Source organism: Streptomyces cyaneofuscatus (assembly GCF_042718795.1).
In the GTDB taxonomy this organism is placed as follows: domain Bacteria; phylum Actinomycetota; class Actinomycetes; order Streptomycetales; family Streptomycetaceae; genus Streptomyces; species Streptomyces cyaneofuscatus_A.
The window spans coordinates 38,919-54,443 of record NZ_JBHXOX010000034.1 but is presented as its reverse complement, the minus strand read 5'-3'; the positions used below and the strand labels follow the sequence as shown (position 1 = coordinate 54,443).

Annotated in this window: 13 protein-coding genes and 1 pseudogene; 7 read left to right on the top strand and 7 right to left on the bottom strand. The window is 73.1% G+C overall.

Going from position 1 to position 15,525, the window contains the following annotated elements:
• Window positions 1-23: 23 nt before the first annotated feature.
• Both ACFWRT_RS31900 and ACFWRT_RS31895 read right to left on the bottom strand, forming a co-directional pair.
• Window positions 24-1,955 carry an AAA family ATPase gene (locus ACFWRT_RS31900; RefSeq protein WP_380953216.1) on the bottom strand — a complete coding sequence of 644 codons (1,932 nt, stop codon included), beginning with the start codon at window positions 1,953-1,955 and terminating at the stop codon, window positions 24-26.
• 359 nt (window positions 1,956-2,314) lie between these two features.
• Entirely contained in the window at window positions 2,315-2,944 is a 630-nt protein-coding gene (locus tag ACFWRT_RS31895; RefSeq protein WP_380953183.1) for a uridine kinase family protein, read from the bottom strand.
• 185 nt (window positions 2,945-3,129) lie between these two features.
• On the opposite strand from ACFWRT_RS31895, the gene ACFWRT_RS31890 reads away from it, so the two are divergent.
• Window positions 3,130-4,518 carry a peptidase C39 family protein gene (locus ACFWRT_RS31890; protein WP_380953184.1) on the top strand — a complete coding sequence of 463 codons (1,389 nt, stop codon included), beginning with the start codon at window positions 3,130-3,132 and terminating at the stop codon, window positions 4,516-4,518.
• Window positions 4,519-4,577: 59 nt separating this feature from the next.
• Window positions 4,578-5,360 (top strand): SAM-dependent methyltransferase, encoded by a 783-nt coding sequence (locus tag ACFWRT_RS31885; protein WP_380953185.1) that lies wholly within the window; start codon window positions 4,578-4,580, stop codon window positions 5,358-5,360.
• A gap of 56 nt (window positions 5,361-5,416) precedes the next feature.
• Here the strand turns inward: ACFWRT_RS31885 and ACFWRT_RS31880 are convergent, their stop codons facing one another.
• From ACFWRT_RS31880 to ACFWRT_RS31870, 3 genes and pseudogenes are all read right to left on the bottom strand, one after another.
• A complete protein-coding gene (locus tag ACFWRT_RS31880) occupies window positions 5,417-7,066 on the bottom strand; it encodes a PepSY-associated TM helix domain-containing protein (protein ID WP_380953186.1) in 1,650 nt (549 codons plus the stop codon).
• 166 nt (window positions 7,067-7,232) lie between these two features.
• Window positions 7,233-7,715 (bottom strand): hypothetical protein, encoded by a 483-nt coding sequence (locus tag ACFWRT_RS31875; RefSeq protein WP_380953217.1) that lies wholly within the window; start codon window positions 7,713-7,715, stop codon window positions 7,233-7,235.
• Window positions 7,716-8,031: 316 nt separating this feature from the next.
• Window positions 8,032-8,297: pseudogene (locus ACFWRT_RS31870) on the bottom strand (chitinase); the annotation flags it as partial.
• Window positions 8,298-8,602: 305 nt separating this feature from the next.
• Here ACFWRT_RS31870 and ACFWRT_RS31865 point away from each other — a divergent pair.
• Window positions 8,603-9,775 (top strand): acyl-CoA dehydrogenase family protein, encoded by a 1,173-nt coding sequence (locus ACFWRT_RS31865; protein WP_380953187.1) that lies wholly within the window; start codon window positions 8,603-8,605, stop codon window positions 9,773-9,775.
• A gap of 408 nt (window positions 9,776-10,183) precedes the next feature.
• Here ACFWRT_RS31865 and ACFWRT_RS31860 read toward each other — a convergent pair whose 3' ends face one another.
• The gene (locus ACFWRT_RS31860) at window positions 10,184-10,582 is read right to left on the bottom strand and encodes a hypothetical protein (RefSeq protein ID WP_380953188.1); all 399 of its coding nucleotides are present in this window, start codon (window positions 10,580-10,582) and stop codon (window positions 10,184-10,186) included.
• A 203-nt stretch (window positions 10,583-10,785) separates the two neighbouring features.
• Between ACFWRT_RS31860 and ACFWRT_RS31855 the strand changes: the two genes are divergently transcribed.
• From ACFWRT_RS31855 to fxsA, 4 genes are all read left to right on the top strand, one after another.
• Window positions 10,786-11,226, top strand: coding sequence for an Lrp/AsnC family transcriptional regulator (locus ACFWRT_RS31855; protein WP_015607305.1), 441 nt, complete (start codon window positions 10,786-10,788; stop codon window positions 11,224-11,226).
• A 46-nt stretch (window positions 11,227-11,272) separates the two neighbouring features.
• A complete protein-coding gene (locus tag ACFWRT_RS31850) occupies window positions 11,273-12,919 on the top strand; it encodes an amidohydrolase (RefSeq protein WP_380953189.1) in 1,647 nt (548 codons plus the stop codon).
• Between the two features lie 563 nt (window positions 12,920-13,482).
• Window positions 13,483-14,250: a polyprenol monophosphomannose synthase gene (locus tag ACFWRT_RS31845; RefSeq protein ID WP_380953190.1), complete on the top strand. Its 768-nt coding sequence runs from the start codon at window positions 13,483-13,485 to the stop codon at window positions 14,248-14,250.
• Window positions 14,251-14,325: 75 nt separating this feature from the next.
• Complete coding sequence (gene fxsA / locus ACFWRT_RS31840; protein ID WP_380953191.1) at window positions 14,326-14,946, top strand: FxsA family membrane protein; 621 nt, start codon at window positions 14,326-14,328, stop codon at window positions 14,944-14,946.
• A gap of 173 nt (window positions 14,947-15,119) precedes the next feature.
• Here fxsA and ACFWRT_RS31835 read toward each other — a convergent pair whose 3' ends face one another.
• Window positions 15,120-15,494 carry an RNA polymerase-binding protein RbpA gene (locus tag ACFWRT_RS31835; protein WP_003959706.1) on the bottom strand — a complete coding sequence of 125 codons (375 nt, stop codon included), beginning with the start codon at window positions 15,492-15,494 and terminating at the stop codon, window positions 15,120-15,122.
• Window positions 15,495-15,525 lie beyond the last annotated feature (31 nt).

The following is a 15,525-nucleotide window of genomic DNA, read 5'->3' as shown; positions in this document are numbered from 1 at the left end:
CCGTACGGGCCGCTCCCGAGGCCTCACACCCCGCCCGGCTCCTGCTTCCCCCGCCCCACCGGTCCGCGCCCGGACAGCACCTCGCCGTACGCCTGCATCAGGTCCGGCAGCCGGAGCGTGGACAGGTCCTCCCGGCTCGGCGTCCCCGGATACCCGGAGAGCCGCAGATCGCGGTAGGCGCAGCTCTTCTCGTACAGCGTGCGCAGGAAGCGGCCGTTGCCCAGCTCGTCGATCCAGCCCTGGTCCACCACATGGCCGCTGATGGAGCGCAGCTCGTCGACCGCCTCCTCGTCCCACACGTCGTCGTTCTCGGCGGCCAGCACGCTGCCGATCGCGGTGAGTTCGAGCGGGCGGTAGCTGGGGAAGTCGACCCGGCTGGTGAACCGGGAGGAGAGCCCGGGGTTGGTGGCGAGCAGCCGGTCCATGCCTTCCGGGTAGCCCGCGAGGATGACGACGAGGTGGTCCCGGTTGTCCTCCGCCCGCTTCAGCAGGACCTGGAGGGCCTCGTCGCCGTACGCGTCGCCCTTGCTGTAACCGGAGTTGGCCAGGCTGTACGCCTCGTCGACGAAGAGCACCCCGCCGAGCGCCGAGTCGATCAGCTCGTTGGCCTTCACCGCCGTCTGGCCCAGGAACTCGCCCACCAGGTCGGACCGTTGGGCCTCGATCAGATGGTCGCCGCCGAGCAGCCCCAGCGCGTAGAAGACCCGGCCCAGGATGCGGGCGACCGTCGTCTTGCCGGTGCCGGAGGGGCCCGAGAAGACGAAGTGCCGCTTCGGCGGCTGGACCGGGAGCCCCTGCTCGGCCCGCAGCCGGGCCATGTTGAGCTGCGCGGAGAGCGCCTTCACCTGCCGCTTCACCGGCTCCAGGCCGACCATGCGCTCCAGTTGGGCCAGCGCCTCGGCCAGCAGGACCGGATCGCTCGGCCCGGCCGGGAACGCCGGCGGCTTCCGCGTCTTCGTCCGCCGTACGCCCTCGGCAGGGCCGGTCGGAGACGGCGCCGGGCCGTCCGCGGCGCCGTCGCTGTCACCGAGCAGCCCGGCCTCGCTCATCGGCCACGACTCGCGGCCGTCCACCAGATCCGTCCCCAGTGTCGCGTCGCCGTCCGGGAGCGCCTCCGCCCCCGCCCCTCCCGCACCGCCCGAGCCGAAGCCGGTCAGCATCACGGCGGCCAGGTCGGCGGACTCGTCGTACCCGTCGCCCTCCACGAGCGCCGCGAGACGGGCCGAGGTGTCCATGAACGCCGGGTCGACCCGGTGCACCGCCCGGTACAGCGGCAGCGCCGCCGCGCCGCGCCCGGTGCCCTCATGGGCCCGCGCCAGCCAGTAGCGCAGCTCCTTGCGCTGGGGCTGCTCGCTGCGACAGCGCATCAGGGCGGCGGCGAGCAGCGGTTCGGCCTGCCCGTACATCTCCAGCCGGACCCGGGCCATGCCCCCGAAGAGGCCGGCCTCTATGCCGAGCATCGGGTCGTCGACGAGCTGCTCGGTGTAACGGACCAACTGCTCCCAGTCCTTGACCAGATACGAGCGGCAGGCGTGCAGGAACCGCACCTGCGGGTCGGCGTCCACCGGCGGCAGACCCGCCAACGCCCGGTCCAGCTCCGGCACATGGCGTCCGTCCAGCCAGTGCGAGGCGTGGGCGAGCAGCAGATCGCGTGGGCTCTCCAGCAGCGGCTGCACCCACCAGCCCAGCCAGTACCAGGAGTTGAGCGGGCGGCGGTGCCGGGCCCGCTGTTCGCCGAAGCGGTCGCGGTGCCGGTACATGCGTAAGAGCGCGGTGGCGGTGTCGATGCGCAGCGCGTGGAGGCCGAGCCAGCCGTCCGCCATGCCGGGATCGATCCGTACCGCAGCTCTGAACTCCTCCTCCGCCTGCGGGTAGGCGCCCATCGTGTAGGCGTCCATGCCACGCAGCCAGGCGAGGTCGGCGGGGGCTTGTGCGCCCGGTGTGCCGATGTCCATCAGGTCCCCCACGCCAACCGTTCCCCCAGGATGTCCCGCCCGCACAGCATGCCCATCTGAGCGTGCCGAATCACTGCGCGGAGGAAGGGAATTGACCGCACCGAGGGGCATCGTACCTGCGCACGGGGGAGCGGGCCGGTCAACGGTGGACCAGGCGGGCGGTGACCGAAAGTGAGCGGATCGCTCTGTGTGGTCGCCGGGCGGCGGTGCGCGCACAGGACGAAGCCCCCGATCACGGGGGAACAACCGGGGGCTTCGCGTCTGCGGGGGCTCCGAAAAGCCGCACAATGAGAACGTAAGACCAGTACGGCCCCTCGGTCAAGCCGAGTTGAGGCACTTCCGGACTGATTTCCGACTGCTCAGTACGGGGGAGTGCGCTGCCTACCGTCGGTGACGAAACGGTTCGCTCCCGCTGTCGTACCGGGCCCCTCCTGCCACGCGTACCCCTTGGGCAACTGACGTACCAGCAGATCGGCGTATGGGCGCGAAGGGTCCCCGGCGAAGTGCGCCTCCTCGGCTGCGGTCCACCCGTCCCAGAACTCCGTCACCCCCGCGCCGTCCCGCGCCCTCCCGCGCCCCCAGGACGCCGTCCGCTCCAGCTCCATCCAGCACAGCACCGCCAGCCAGGGCCGCACCTCCCGGCGGCCCGCCCCGACGCCCTCGACCAGGACCACCGGGGCCGGCTCCAGGGTCCGCGCCGGGCCGAAGCGCCGCTCGGTCCAGTCGTACGGGGCGTACCGGGCGGGCTCGCCGCGTGAGAGGGGCAGGAGAACCTGGTCCCGCAGCCGCCCGACCCAGCCGAACAACTCCTCGTGGGTGGCGAGATCGTCCAGATGGAGCACCGGCGCACCCCCCAGGGCCTCCGCCAGCCGGGCGGCGTACGTGCTCTTGCCCGACCCCGCGTGCCCGTCCACCGCGACGAGCCGGACCGGCCCGCAGGAGGCTGGGAGCGAGCGCAGGGCGTCGGCGTGGCGGGCCAGGTCGTTCATGGCCCCAGGGTACGGGCCGGAAGCCGACGAGCCCGGCCCGCCGCAGGTCACGCCAGTGGTCCAGACCCATATTGGTGGCGCGGCACAGGGCGAATCACTGGCCCGACCGAGGCGGGAGACGGGATAGTTGGCCCACCGATCGGCATCCGCAGCCCCACTCCCACCCATGACCGGGGGTCTCGCCCATGACCAGTCCGACCTCACGCAGGACCGTCCTGACCGCCGCACTCGCCACAGCGGCCGCCGCCGCGTCAGCAACTCCCGCAGCGGCCGCCGCCGCCGTGTCAGCCACCCCCGCGGCAGCCGCACCCACGTCCAAGCTCTCCGCACCCCAGGCAGCCGCACCCCTCGTGGACAACCGTTTCTGGCACACGTACACCGACTGGCGCCGGGGCTCCGGCGACGGCACCCGGGTGCTCGCCGGCGTCCGCCCCGGCCTGGCCATCGCCACGCCCGCCGGCCGCACCGACTACACCGACCCGCACACGGGCAGCACGGCCGCCTGGGAGTACGCCACCTGGACCTCGCCGCTCCACCGCTCCGCCGTCCCCGCCACCGAACTGATCACCTCCTGGAACGCCCGTACGCCCGCGGGCACCTGGATCGCCATCGAGCTGAGCGCCACCTACGCGGACGGCACGGCGACCCCCTGGTTCGTGATGGGCCGCTGGGCCTCCGGCGACGGCGACATCCGCCGCACCTCGGTGGACGCCCAGGGGGACCCGTACAGCTCGGTCTGGACCGACACCCTCTCGGTGGACGACGCGGCGAGCGGCGTACGGTTCGCCTCGTACCGCCTCCGCCTCACCCTGTACCGCACCCCGGGCACCCGCCTCACCCCCACGGTCTGGCGCGTCGGCGCGATGGCCTCCGCCGTCCCCGACCGCTTCACGGTCCCGGCGACCACCCCCGCCCACGCCCGCGAACTGCGGGTCCCGCGCTACTCGCAGAACGTCCACATCGGCCAGTACCCCGAGTACGACAACGGCGGCGAGGCCTGGTGCAGCCCCACCTCCTCGCAGATGATCGTCGAGTACTGGGGCCGCAAACCCACCGCCGAGGACCTCGCCTGGGTCCGGCCGGGCCTGCCCGACCCCCAGGTCTGCCACGCCGCCCGCTATACGTACGACTATCAGTACGGCGGCTGCGGCAACTGGCCCTTCAACGCCGCCTACGCCGCCACCTACCGGGACCTGAACGCGGTCGTCACCCGCCTCGGCTCGCTCACCGACCTGGAGCGGCTGGTCCACGCCGGAATCCCCGTCATCACCTCGCAGTCCTTCCTGGCGGAGGAGCTGCCCGGGGCGGGCTACGGGACGGCGGGCCACCTGATGGCCGTGGTCGGGTTCACCCCGGCGGGTGACGTGATCGCCAACGACCCCGCTTCCCCGGACAACGAGGCGGTACGGCGCGTCTATCCGCGGCGCGACTGGGAGAACATCTGGCTGCGCACCAAGCGCTACAACGCGAGCGGGCAGGTGCGGAGCGGTACGGGCGGGGTCTGCTACGTGTACTGGCCGTCCGGGCCGACGCCGGGGCAGCGCCGCGCGCTGCGGTCGCTCGACCTGCTGTGACTCCGTCAAAGAGCTTGTGGCGCAGGGGAGTTGATGGGGCAGTGCGATAAATTGACGCGGTGACCGACATCGAATCGCGCATCGACACGACCCGGCCGCACACCGCCCGGATCTGGAACTACTGGACCGGCGGGAAGGACAACTCCCCCGTCGACCGGGAGGCCGGAGACCGGATCCGGGCGCTGCACCCCGGCATCGGCGAGTACGCGAAGGCGGACCGGCTGTTCCTGGGACGGGCGGTCCGTCACCTGGCCGGGCAGGAGGGCATCCGGCAGTTCCTGGACATCGGGACGGGGCTGCCGAGCGCCGACAACACGCACGAGGTCGCCCAGCGAGTCACCCCCGACGCGCGGGTCGTGTACGTGGACAACGACCCGCTCGTCCTGGCGCACGCGCGTGCCCTGCTGGTCGGGACGCCCGAAGGGCGCACCGACTACCTGGACGCCGATCTGCGGGACATCGACACGATCCTGGCCACCGCCGCGAAGACGCTCGACCTCTCGCAGCCGGTCGCGCTGATGCTGCTCGGCGTCGTCATCTTCATCGAGGACGACGAGGAGTCGTACGCCCTCGTCCGCCGGCTCCTGGACGCGCTCGCCCCCGGCAGCCACCTCGTCCTGTCCCACACGGTCACCCACCCCGACATGCCGGACGTCGACGAGGCGGTGGCCTTCTGGAACGAGCACGGCACCCCGAAGCTCACCCAACGGACCCCCGCCGCCGTCGCGCGCTACTTCGACGGCCTGGAGCTGCTGGAGCCCGGGGTGGTGTCCTGCTCCGCGTGGCGGCCCGAGGCGCCGGTGCCGGACGTCGCGATGTACGCGGGCGTCGGTCGCAAGTAGAGCCGAGGTGAGGCGCTCGGCCGGGTGGTCCCGGACGAGCGCCTCGTACCGGACACTCAGGCGGTACGTCGCTGTCGGCGGACCGCCCCCGCCACCACGTCGACCACCAGGAACCCGGCCAGGGTCACCCCCAGGACGGGCAGCGCCCAGCCCAGGGCGGCGACCGCCGGGATGCCCAGGATCAGGACCGGGAGCGGGAGCCGCCGCCAGGCCCCGCGCTCCGGGGCCCTGCCGACCGGCGCCCGGCGGTCGGCGCGGGTGGGGCGCCGCTGCCACCACATGCGGTAGCCCCAGACGATCACGGCCGTCAGGCCCAGGGCGACCAGTGCCAGCACGATCTGGTTGACGACCCCGAACAACACGCCCATGTGCCCCTGCACGCCCAGCTTGCTGAGCTTGGACAGGGCCGGGTGGTCGGCCCAGTAGGTGCGTGAGGTGATCTCGCCGCCGGCGACGTCCACGGCCACCCGGTCGTAGTGCACCGGCCAGACGTTGTCGTTCTGCGCCACGGTCCACGCGCTCGCCGCGTCCGCCGCGGGCGTGACCACCACCGTGCCCCCGAGCCCCGCGTTCCTTGCCGCCGTGAGGGCCGCGTCGAAGTCGGCCGGGTCGGCGTCGGCCGTCGCTTCGCCGCCGCCGTGGCCGGCGTGGTCCGAGTGGTCCTCGACGGGGGCCTCGGCACCCGGGAGGGCGGTGTCGAGGGCCGGGGCGTTGCCGTTCGCCGCGTCCAGCAGCCGCCCGAACCGCTCACCCGCGTAGTTCGACCAGGTGAGACCGGTGGCGCTGAGGAAGAGCAGCGCCACCGCCAGCCACACCCCGGTGGCCGCGTGCCAGCTCCGCGTCCGGCGCACTCCTCGGGCCTTGCGGTCCGGAAGCAGGGCGCCCCGGGCCGACTTAGCACGCTGTCCCCGGCTGCGCCCGAGCCACAGGACGAGGCCGCCCAGGACGGTCACCCCGAGCCAGCTCGCGGCGACCTCGGAGTACAGGCGGCCCGTCTCGCCGAGGTTGAGATTGCGGTGGAGGTCGTCGAGCCAGGTGGTGAGGGGCGTCGACCCGAACCAGGTCGTCAGCTCACCCCGTACCTCGGCGGTGTACGGGTCGACGAAGACCGTGCGCTGCTTCTCGCCCAGCTCCGGCACCGCGAGCACCACCCGCGTGGTCTCCTCGGGGCCCTGCGGGGTGACCACCGACGCCACGGTGCCCTCGGGGTACGCCGCCCGCGCGGCGGCTATCTGCTCGGCCAGCGGACGGGGCCCGTCCCCGACCCGCTCGACCCGCAACTGGTCGCCGTAGAGGAGCTGGTCGAGCTGGGGCGTGAGGGTGTAGGCCAGTCCGGTCAGCGCGGCCACCAGCAGGAAGGGGGCGACGAGCACACCGGCGTAGAAGTGCAGCCGGACCAGGAGGTGGCGTACGGCCTCCCAGGAACGGGGCCGGCCGGGGTCGGGTTCGGTGATGGCGCCGGGACCGTCGGCCGGTTTCGCGGGGTCGTCCGTCATGGTGGCGGTGGCGGGTTTCGCGAGGGCGTCCGTGGTGGCGGCGGGTTCCGCGAGGCCGTCCGTCGTGGCGATGGCCGGTTTCGCGAAGCCGTCCGTCGTGGGGGCGGCCGGTTTCGTCAGGCCGTTCGGTCTGTCGCCGTCCGGCTCGCCTGTCGCGGTGCCGGTGGGGTCGTGGTCGTTCTGCGGTATTTCTTCGGTTCTGCGAGACATGCGTGCTCCTCGGAGGGCAGGGCGGAGGGAGACTCGGCGACCTGCCGGTGGGGGCCGGTTCTGCCCGGGCGGTGGGACGCGGTGGAGTTCGCGACCCGGCGGCTCCCGCACGTACGCCTCAGGGCGCCGGATCAGCTCCGGCGCTCGCGGCTGGGTGCGGGGACCGTCAGGCCACAGCCGCCGCCGGCGGCCCACGCCGGTGGCAGGCCCGGGCGAGGAGCGCCCCGAACCGGATCCGCGCGACCACCGGCGGCACCGGGCGCGTCCGGGGAAGGCAGGGGAGGGACGGGGCGGTCCGGAGGGCGACGCGGGGGACGAACAGGGCCGCGAGGCGCCGCAGCACCCGCTCCCCGTAGATCACACAGAGGGCCGTTCCGAGGGTGGCCGCCGCATGGGCGAGGGCCATCCCGGTGTCCATGGCGTGCTCGTCACCGTGGCCGTCGGCCGGCCCGGACATGTGCTGCTCGTGCCCGGCGGGCATCGCGGAGTGCGAGGCTCCGCCGGGCGCCGGGAGGAAGTGGAAGGCGCCGTGCAGAGCGAATTGCGTGGAGCCCAGCAGCAACGTCACGACGTCGAAGCGGCGCCGCCGCCGGCCGCCGAAGAGCAGGGCGCCCTGCGCGCTCAGCGCGAGGAACAGGAGGGCGAGCACCCCCGCCCCGGGCAGACGTCCGCCCGCCGCGACATGGCTCACGGCGCCGAGAAGCAGGCAGGCGGAGCCGCAGAGCAGGCCCCTGGCCGCTCGCGTCGGCCAGCCGCCCCGTGCACGCATGGAGACAAGGTAGCCAGCCCCCTCGCGCGCTCCGACCCGGGGTCCTCCGTCGAGGTCTCTTCCCATGGGGCAGTAGTCGGCCAGGTGGCCGAAAAAGTTCCCGCACGTATGCCGAAAAGATTCCTGTCCGAAAAGCGAAAGATCTCCCGCCCGGACGGCGAACGTTGCCGCCGCACGAACACCGTGCTGCGCGGATGAGCTTCCCCGCCGAACCTGACGTCACGATGTGCTTGACGTGGCAGTCGCGGTCGTACGTGCCCCAGTTGGTGAAGTGTCCGATCACCTTGTCGCCGGCCGCTGTGGGGGTGGTCTCGGCGGCGGGGCCGCGGAAGGCTGTGCGACGGGCGCCGCGCCGGCCGGAGACATGCCCGCGACGCCGAGCAGGGTAGCGCCGAGCGCCGCCGTACAGGCGGCCGCGGCGAGCGCACGGAGCCGGGCGTGGGAACGGTGCGGTGTGAGCATCGTGGCTCCTCGCGGGGGAGACCCGAGAAGGATCAGACCAGTTGGGTCAATGGTCCGGACCAATTCGCGGATCTTCGCGAAGCTCTCCAGCCCCTTTGACCAGCTCTTCACCCGTGACGGGAGGCATCCGATCGGGCATACTCAACCCGCTACAGCCGCTGACCGCGCCCCCTGGGACCCGGGAGGGCAGGATCGGCTGGGCAGTCTGCTTTTTCCCGGCTCCGTTCCGGGAGATCACCCGGCGGCGCCTCTCACACCCCGAGCGCGCGACCGTCGCAACGCCCGACAGGGAGGAGAGCGCCGTCATGTCCGACCGTGCCCCGCAGCCGGTGGAACGCCGTCTGCCCACCGAGGAGTCCCGGCAGCTCGTCGCGCTCGTCCGCGACATCGTGTCCAAGGAGATCACCCCCCGGGCGGCGGAGGAGGAGGACGCGGGCCACTTCCCGCGCGAGGTCTTCACCCTCCTCTCCGAGTCCGGCCTCCTCGGACTTCCCTACGGCTCCGCCCACGGCGGCGGCGACCAGCCCTACGAGGTCTACCTCCAGGTGCTGGAGGAGCTGGCCGCGGCCCGCCTCACCGTCGGCCTCGGCGTCAGCGTCCACTCCCTGGCCTGCCACGCGCTCGCCGGTTACGGCACCGGGGAGCAGCAGGCCGCGCACCTCCCGGCGATGCTCTCCGGCGGCCTGCTGGGCGCCTACTGCCTCTCCGAGCCCGCCTCCGGCTCGGATGCCGCGTCGCTGCGCACCAAGGCCGTACGCGACGGCGACGACTGGGTCATCACCGGCACCAAGGCGTGGATCACCCACGGCGGCGTGGCCGACTTCTACACCGTGCTCGCCCGCACCGGCGTGGACGGCCCCCGCGGCATCACGGCCTTCCTCGTCCCCGGCGACGCCGAAGGCCTGAACGCCGCGCTCCCCGAGAAGAAGATGGGGATGAAGGGCTCGCCCACGGCCCAGCTCAACTTCGACGGCGTACGGGTCGGTGACGACCGCCGCATCGGCGCCGAGGGCCAGGGCTTCGCCATCGCCCTGTCCGCGCTCGACTCTGGCCGCCTCGGCATCGCCGCCTGTGCCGTCGGGGTCGCCCAGGCGGCCCTGGACGAGGCCGTGCGGTACGCCACCGACCGGCGCCAGTTCGGCCGCCCCATCGCGGACTTCCAGGGGCTGCGCTTCATGCTCGCCGACATGGCCACCCAGATCGAGGCCGGTCGGGCGCTCTACCTGGAGGCGGCACGGCTGCGCGACGCGGGAGAGCCCTTCTCCCGCCCGGCGGCCATGGCGAAGCTCTTCTGTACGGACGCGGCCATGCGCGTGACCACCGACGCCGTCCAGGTGCTCGGCGGCTACGGCTACACCCTCGACTTCCCGGTCGAGCGGCTGATGCGCGAGGCCAAGGTGCTCCAGATCGTGGAAGGCACCAATCAGATCCAGCGCATGGTCATCGCACGCCACCTCGCGGGTCCGGAGACCCGCTGACCCTCAGAGGGAGTCCGACACCCCCTGGCGGCCGGTCCGACCAGGCCGGGAGCGCGGCGGCCTGGTTCCACTCCGGGTCGCGGTGGCCCGGCACGGTCCGGCCGCTGCCGCGCCAGTCCCGCAGCAGGGCGCTGTAGATGGGCGGGTCGACGGGGGAGGCCATCGGGGAGTTCCCTGTCGACCGGGGCAGCGGCTGCGGCTGCGGAACCGATTCTTCGGGCGCCGGGGGAGCGAGACGGCGGCGCCCCGAGCCGACTGGTGAATGCAGCGTCGTCATACGGGGTCAACGCCCCGGGGCGGGCCCGGGTCACTGCCGCCGCGAACCGAGTGCCAGTTCGGCGGGTGCCCGTTACGGCGGGTGCCCGTGAGCACCCGCCGACGAACGTCCCTACGGCCGCGGGCGGCGGCTCAGGCGGCCTCGCGCCGCATCCGGTCCACCCGCAGCGGGCGGGAGCCGGGGCCGCCGGCGTGCGAGAAGGGCTGCATCCGCCAGTCGAGCCCCTGGGGGAGCGTCAGCAGCAGCGCCGCCTCCTGCTCCTGGGGCTCCAGCGTCTCGTCGGCGGGCCGGGCGTCCGCCGCGAGACGGCCGGTGCCGGAGCAGACGGTGAGCACGAACGGATTCCACGGGGTGGGGCACCGGGCGTGCTCCGGGAGGACGTCCTCGTCGGCCAGCAGCGCGATCGGCTGGGCGCAGTCCGGGCAGACCACCCGGAACATCTCGAACATGTCGTACGCATCGGCGCCGTCGTCCTCGTCGGGATCGACAGGCTCCGGTTCGGTACGTCCGGTGAGCTTGATGCTCTGCATGGGATCTTCCCCCCTCGGGTGGGCCGGCACAGCGCCACGGCCACGACCACAGCAAGCACTTCCCTCCGCTCGCTGCCGATAACCGCGAGGGGGCCTGATACCGACCCGTAGGTCTGTGGTGTTCGTCACATGCCGCCCGCAGGTGCCGTTCCGTGACCCGCGCGACTGTGCCGACAGGCACCCGGGGCCATAGGTTGATCCGCATGGAGGAGCTGGACCGTCAGATTGTGGAGTTGCTCGTCAAGGACGGGCGGATGAGCTACACCGACCTGGGCAAGGCCACCGGCCTGTCCACCTCGGCCGTTCATCAGCGCGTGCGCCGGCTCGAGCAGCGCGGGGTGATCCGCGGCTATGCCGCCGTCGTCGACCCCGAGGCCGTCGGGCTGCCCCTCACCGCGTTCATCTCGGTGAAGCCGTTCGACCCCAGCGCGCCCGACGACATCGCGGAACGGCTCGCGGGGGTACCCGAGCTGGAGGCCTGTCACAGCGTCGCCGGGGACGAGAACTACATCCTCAAGGTGCGCGTGGCGACCCCGCTGGAGCTGGAGCACCTGCTCACCCGGATCCGTACGCTGGCGGGCGTCTCGACCCGGACGACGGTGGTCCTGTCCACGCCGTACGAGGCGCGGCCGCCGCGCGTCTGAGGGGGCCGCGGGCCTGCCGGAACCCGGCAGGCGCGAGACTGGTCCCATGACCGAGAGCACCGCCCCCCAGAGCGCCCCCGAACACCGCACCCTGCTGCTGCGCGGGGGAGACGTCCACAGCCCGGCCGACCCGTTCGCCACCGCGATGGTGGTGGAGCGCGGGCACGTCGCCTGGGTGGGCTCCGAAGGGGCCGCCGACGCCTTCGCGAGCGGCGTCGACGAGGTCGTCGACCTGGAGGGCGCCCTGGTCACCCCGGCGTTCACCGACGCCCACGTCCACACCACCGCCACCGGCCTGGCCCTCACCGGGCTCGACCTCTCCGGCGCCCGTACGCTCCCCGAAGCCCTCGGCCTCGTCCGTGCGTTCGCGAACCGGCACGCCGGCACCGACGTCCTGCTCGGCCACGGCTGGGACGCGGCCCGCTGGCCCGAACAGCGCCACCCCTCGCGCGCCGAGCTCGACGAGGCGGCCGGCGGCCGCGCCCTGTACCTGCCCCGGATCGACGTGCACTCCGCCGTCGTCACCACCGCCCTGCTGGACCTCGTCCCGGGCGTCACGGCGAAGTCCGGCTACCACCCCGACGCCCCGCTGACCGGCGACGCCCACCACGCGGTACGCGCCGCCGCGCACAACGCCCTCACCCCGGCCCAGCGCTCCGCCGCCCAGCGCGCCGCGCTCGACCACGCCGCCTCCCTGGGCATCGGCACCCTCCACGAGTGCGCCGGGCCCGAGATCTCCGACGAGGAGGACTTCACCTCCCTCCTGGCCCTCGCCGCCGAGCGGCCCGGACCCCGGGTCTTCGGCCTCTGGGCCGAGGAGATCGCCGACGAGAAGGGCGCCCGCCGCATCCGTGAGCTCGGCGCCATCGGCGCGGCCGGCGACCTCTTCGTGGACGGCTCCCTCGGCTCCCACACCGCCTGCCTGCACGAGCCGTACGCCGACGACCCGCAGACCGGCACCGCCCACCTGGACGCCGCCCGGATCGCCGCCCATGTCACCGCCTGCACCGAGGCCGGCCTCCAGGCGGGCTTCCACGCCATCGGCGACGCGGCCGTCACCGCCGTCGTGGAGGGCGTACGGGCCGCCGCCGAGACGCTCGGCCTGGCCAGGATCCGCGCCGCCCGCCACCGGGTCGAGCACGCCGAGATGCTCACCCCCGAGACCATCGCCGCCTTCGCCGAGCTGGGGCTCACCGCCTCCGTCCAGCCCGCCTTCGACGCCGCCTGGGGCGGCCCCGAGGGCATGTACGCCCAGCGCCTCGGCGCGGAGCGGGCGGCCACGCTGAACCCGTACGCCGCCCTCCTGCGCGCCGGAGTCCCGCTCGCCTTCGGCTCCGACAGCCCCGTCACCCCGCTCGACCCCTGGGGCACCGTCCGGGCCGCCGCCCACCACCGCACCCCCGCCCACCGCATCTCCGTCCGGGCCGGCTTCACCGCGCACACCCGGGGCGGCTGGCGGGCCATCGGCCGCGACGACGCCGGGCTCCTGGTGCCGGGCGCACCCGCCGACTACGCCGTCTGGCGGACCGCCGAGCTCCTGGTCCAGGCCCCCGACGACCGGGTCGCCCGGTGGTCCACCGATCCCCGCTCCGGCACGCCCGGGCTGCCGGATCTGACCCCCGGCGCCGAACTGCCGGTCTGTCTGCGGACGGTGGTCGCCGGACACCCGGTCTACGTGCGACCGAACGAGTGACGTCGGAGGATTCCGTACCGCCGATCGATGGCTCGGGCACGCGTTCCCGACCTGCGCATCCCGGGCACTGACCAGGCAATTTGGGCAAAAGGCCCAGGTCGCACGGGTGTTGACAGAACGCGCCCACGGGCCGGTAGGTTCGGCCGGGTCCACCACAGGACGTCCGACCGGTGAAACCTCCACGCAGTCGTCGAACGCCGCTGGGTCATGGGGTGGTGTGCCGCACCGGCCCACCATCACTGACAGCCAGGTTCAGCGCCCGCGCCTCGGGGGCGAGGGAAGGTTTCAGCCGGACGGAGGGTGCGACCCGGGTGGGGCCCGGACGTTCAGTAGACAACGGCTTTCGGTCGACCCGCAGCCAGCGGGTCCCAGGTCGGCCCGAAGGGCGCCGGGCCCCGATCCGCAGTTCCGCACGTGTCGCGTCCTGTGGATCCGTACGTGCTTCTGTCCGCAGTTCCGTCCATCTGCCCGGCCTGTGCCACGCGCCCGTGCGACCACGTAGGAGCCCCGGGGCGGTGCGCTGGATATGGTGTCCCCCTGTGTACGGACTTTAAGGGGCAGTAGTGAACGACGGCGGTCAGAGGCAGTTCGGCCCGCTCGGCAAGGTCCTGGTGATCATTCCGACCTACAACGAGGTCGAGAACATCAGGCCGATCGTCGACCGGGTGCGCACGGCCGTGCCGGATGCCGACATCCTGGTGGCCGACGACAACAGCCCCGACGGCACGGGCAAGGCGGCCGACGAGATCGCGGCCGCCGACGAGCAGGTCCACGTCCTGCACCGCCAGGGCAAGGAAGGGCTCGGCGCCGCCTACCTCGCGGGCTTCGCCTGGGGCACCGAGCACGGCTACGGCGTCCTCGTCGAGATGGACGCCGACGGCTCCCACCAGCCCGAGGAACTGCCCCGGCTGCTCACCGCGCTCAAGGGCGCCGACCTCGTCCTCGGCTCCCGCTGGGTGCCCGGCGGCCGGGTCGTCAACTGGCCCAAGAGCCGCGAGGTCATCTCCCGGGGCGGCAGCCTCTACTCCCGCCTCGCCCTCGGCCTCTCGGTCCGCGACGTCACCGGCGGCTACCGCGCCTTCCGGACCGAGACCCTCCAGGGCCTCGGACTCGACGAGGTCGCCTCCCAGGGGTACTGCTTCCAGGTCGACCTGGCCCGCCGCTCGGTCGAGGCCGGCTACCACGTGGTCGAGGTCCCCATCACCTTCGTGGACCGCGAGGTCGGCGACTCCAAGATGAGCCGGGACATCCTCGTCGAGGCGCTGTGGCGGGTCACCGGCTGGGGCGTCACCTCCCGCGCCAACAAGGTCCTGGGCCGCAGGAAACCCTGACCTCCCGGCGCGTACGGGCCGGTCCATGATCACCCCCTTACGCCGCTTCCACCTCCGTACGGGCACACTGGTGGCATGACGACCGGCACTCCGCCCCCGATCCGTCCCCGGCGCTCGCGCGCCCGTAGATTCCTGCCCCTGGCCCTCGCCGCCTGGCTGGTCCTGGAGGTCTGGCTGCTGACCGTGGTCGCCTCGGCCGCCGGCGGTCTCACCCTCCTGCTGATCCTGGTCGCCGGAGCGGTGCTCGGCACCGTGGTGATCAAGCGCGCGGGGCGCCGCGCCTTCAAGAACCTCACCGAGACCCTCCAGCAGATGCCGGGGCAGCCCGGCGCCACGGAGGCCCCGCAGGTCACCGGCGGAAAGGCCTCCCGGGGCAACGGGCTGCTGATGCTCGGCGGGCTGCTGCTCCTGATCCCCGGCCTCATCTCGGACGCGGCCGGTCTCCTCCTGCTCATCCCGCCGGTCCGCGCCCTGATCAGCCGCCGGGCGGAGCAGTCCCTGGAGCGCCGGATGCGGGCCGCGTCCCCCGGCAGCCTCTCGGACGCCTTCCAGCAGGCCCGAATGCACCGGCCGGACGGGAAGGTCGTCCAGGGCGAGGTCATCCGCGAGGACGACACGCAGCCCCCTTCCCGCCCTTCCGGTCCCTCCGGCCCCGACGACGATCCCCGGGGCCCGCGCCCGCCGCTCACGCCCTGACGCCGGACACCGGCCGGGGCGCCGTCACCCCCGGCCGGACACGGGCAGGGGCGCCGGACATGCCAAGAGCCGCGGGCCGTGACACATGTTCTGTGTCACGGCCCGCGGCTCTGGTGCTGTGCTGTTGTCGCGCTCGATGCGATGGTTACGCGGAGTGCGGTGGTGCTGTGCGGTCAGGCAGACTTCCTGCTGTCCCGCGGGTGCACGGCGATGTTCATGGCTCCGGAGCGCAGAACCGCCAGCCTCTCGGCCAGCACCTCTTCGAGCTCCTCACGCGTACGCCGCTCCATGAGCATGTCCCAGTGCGTACGCGCAGGCTTGCCCTTCTTCTCCTCGGGGCCGTCCCCGTCCACCAGGAGTGCCTGGGCGCCGCACGCCTTGCACTCCCACTCCGGCGGAATCTCCGCCTCCACCGAGAACGGCATCTCGAATCGATGTCCGTTCTGGCATGCGTACTCCACCGCCTGGCGCGGGGCCAGATCGATGCCGCGGTCCGTCTCGTAGCTGGTAACCACAAGTCGCGTGCCGCGAAGAGCTCGCTCACTCATGAATCGTGCCTCCCGGGCTTGTCGCCCACAG

Bases quoted from the DNA above. Each gene is read 5' to 3' on its own strand.
- ACFWRT_RS31900 (WP_380953216.1), bottom strand. From the start codon at position 1,955: ATGGACATCGGCACACCGGGCGCACAAGCCCCCGCCGACCTCGCCTGG.
- ACFWRT_RS31895 (WP_380953183.1), bottom strand. From the start codon at position 2,944: ATGAACGACCTGGCCCGCCACGCCGACGCCCTGCGCTCGCTCCCAGCC.
- ACFWRT_RS31890 (WP_380953184.1), top strand. From the start codon at position 3,130: ATGACCAGTCCGACCTCACGCAGGACCGTCCTGACCGCCGCACTCGCC.
- ACFWRT_RS31880 (WP_380953186.1), bottom strand. From the start codon at position 7,066: ATGTCTCGCAGAACCGAAGAAATACCGCAGAACGACCACGACCCCACC.
- ACFWRT_RS31865 (WP_380953187.1), top strand. From the start codon at position 8,603: ATGTCCGACCGTGCCCCGCAGCCGGTGGAACGCCGTCTGCCCACCGAG.
- ACFWRT_RS31860 (WP_380953188.1), bottom strand. From the start codon at position 10,582: ATGCAGAGCATCAAGCTCACCGGACGTACCGAACCGGAGCCTGTCGAT.
- ACFWRT_RS31855 (WP_015607305.1), top strand. From the start codon at position 10,786: ATGGAGGAGCTGGACCGTCAGATTGTGGAGTTGCTCGTCAAGGACGGG.
- ACFWRT_RS31850 (WP_380953189.1), top strand. From the start codon at position 11,273: ATGACCGAGAGCACCGCCCCCCAGAGCGCCCCCGAACACCGCACCCTG.
- fxsA (WP_380953191.1), top strand. From the start codon at position 14,326: ATGACGACCGGCACTCCGCCCCCGATCCGTCCCCGGCGCTCGCGCGCC.
- ACFWRT_RS31835 (WP_003959706.1), bottom strand. From the start codon at position 15,494: ATGAGTGAGCGAGCTCTTCGCGGCACGCGACTTGTGGTTACCAGCTAC.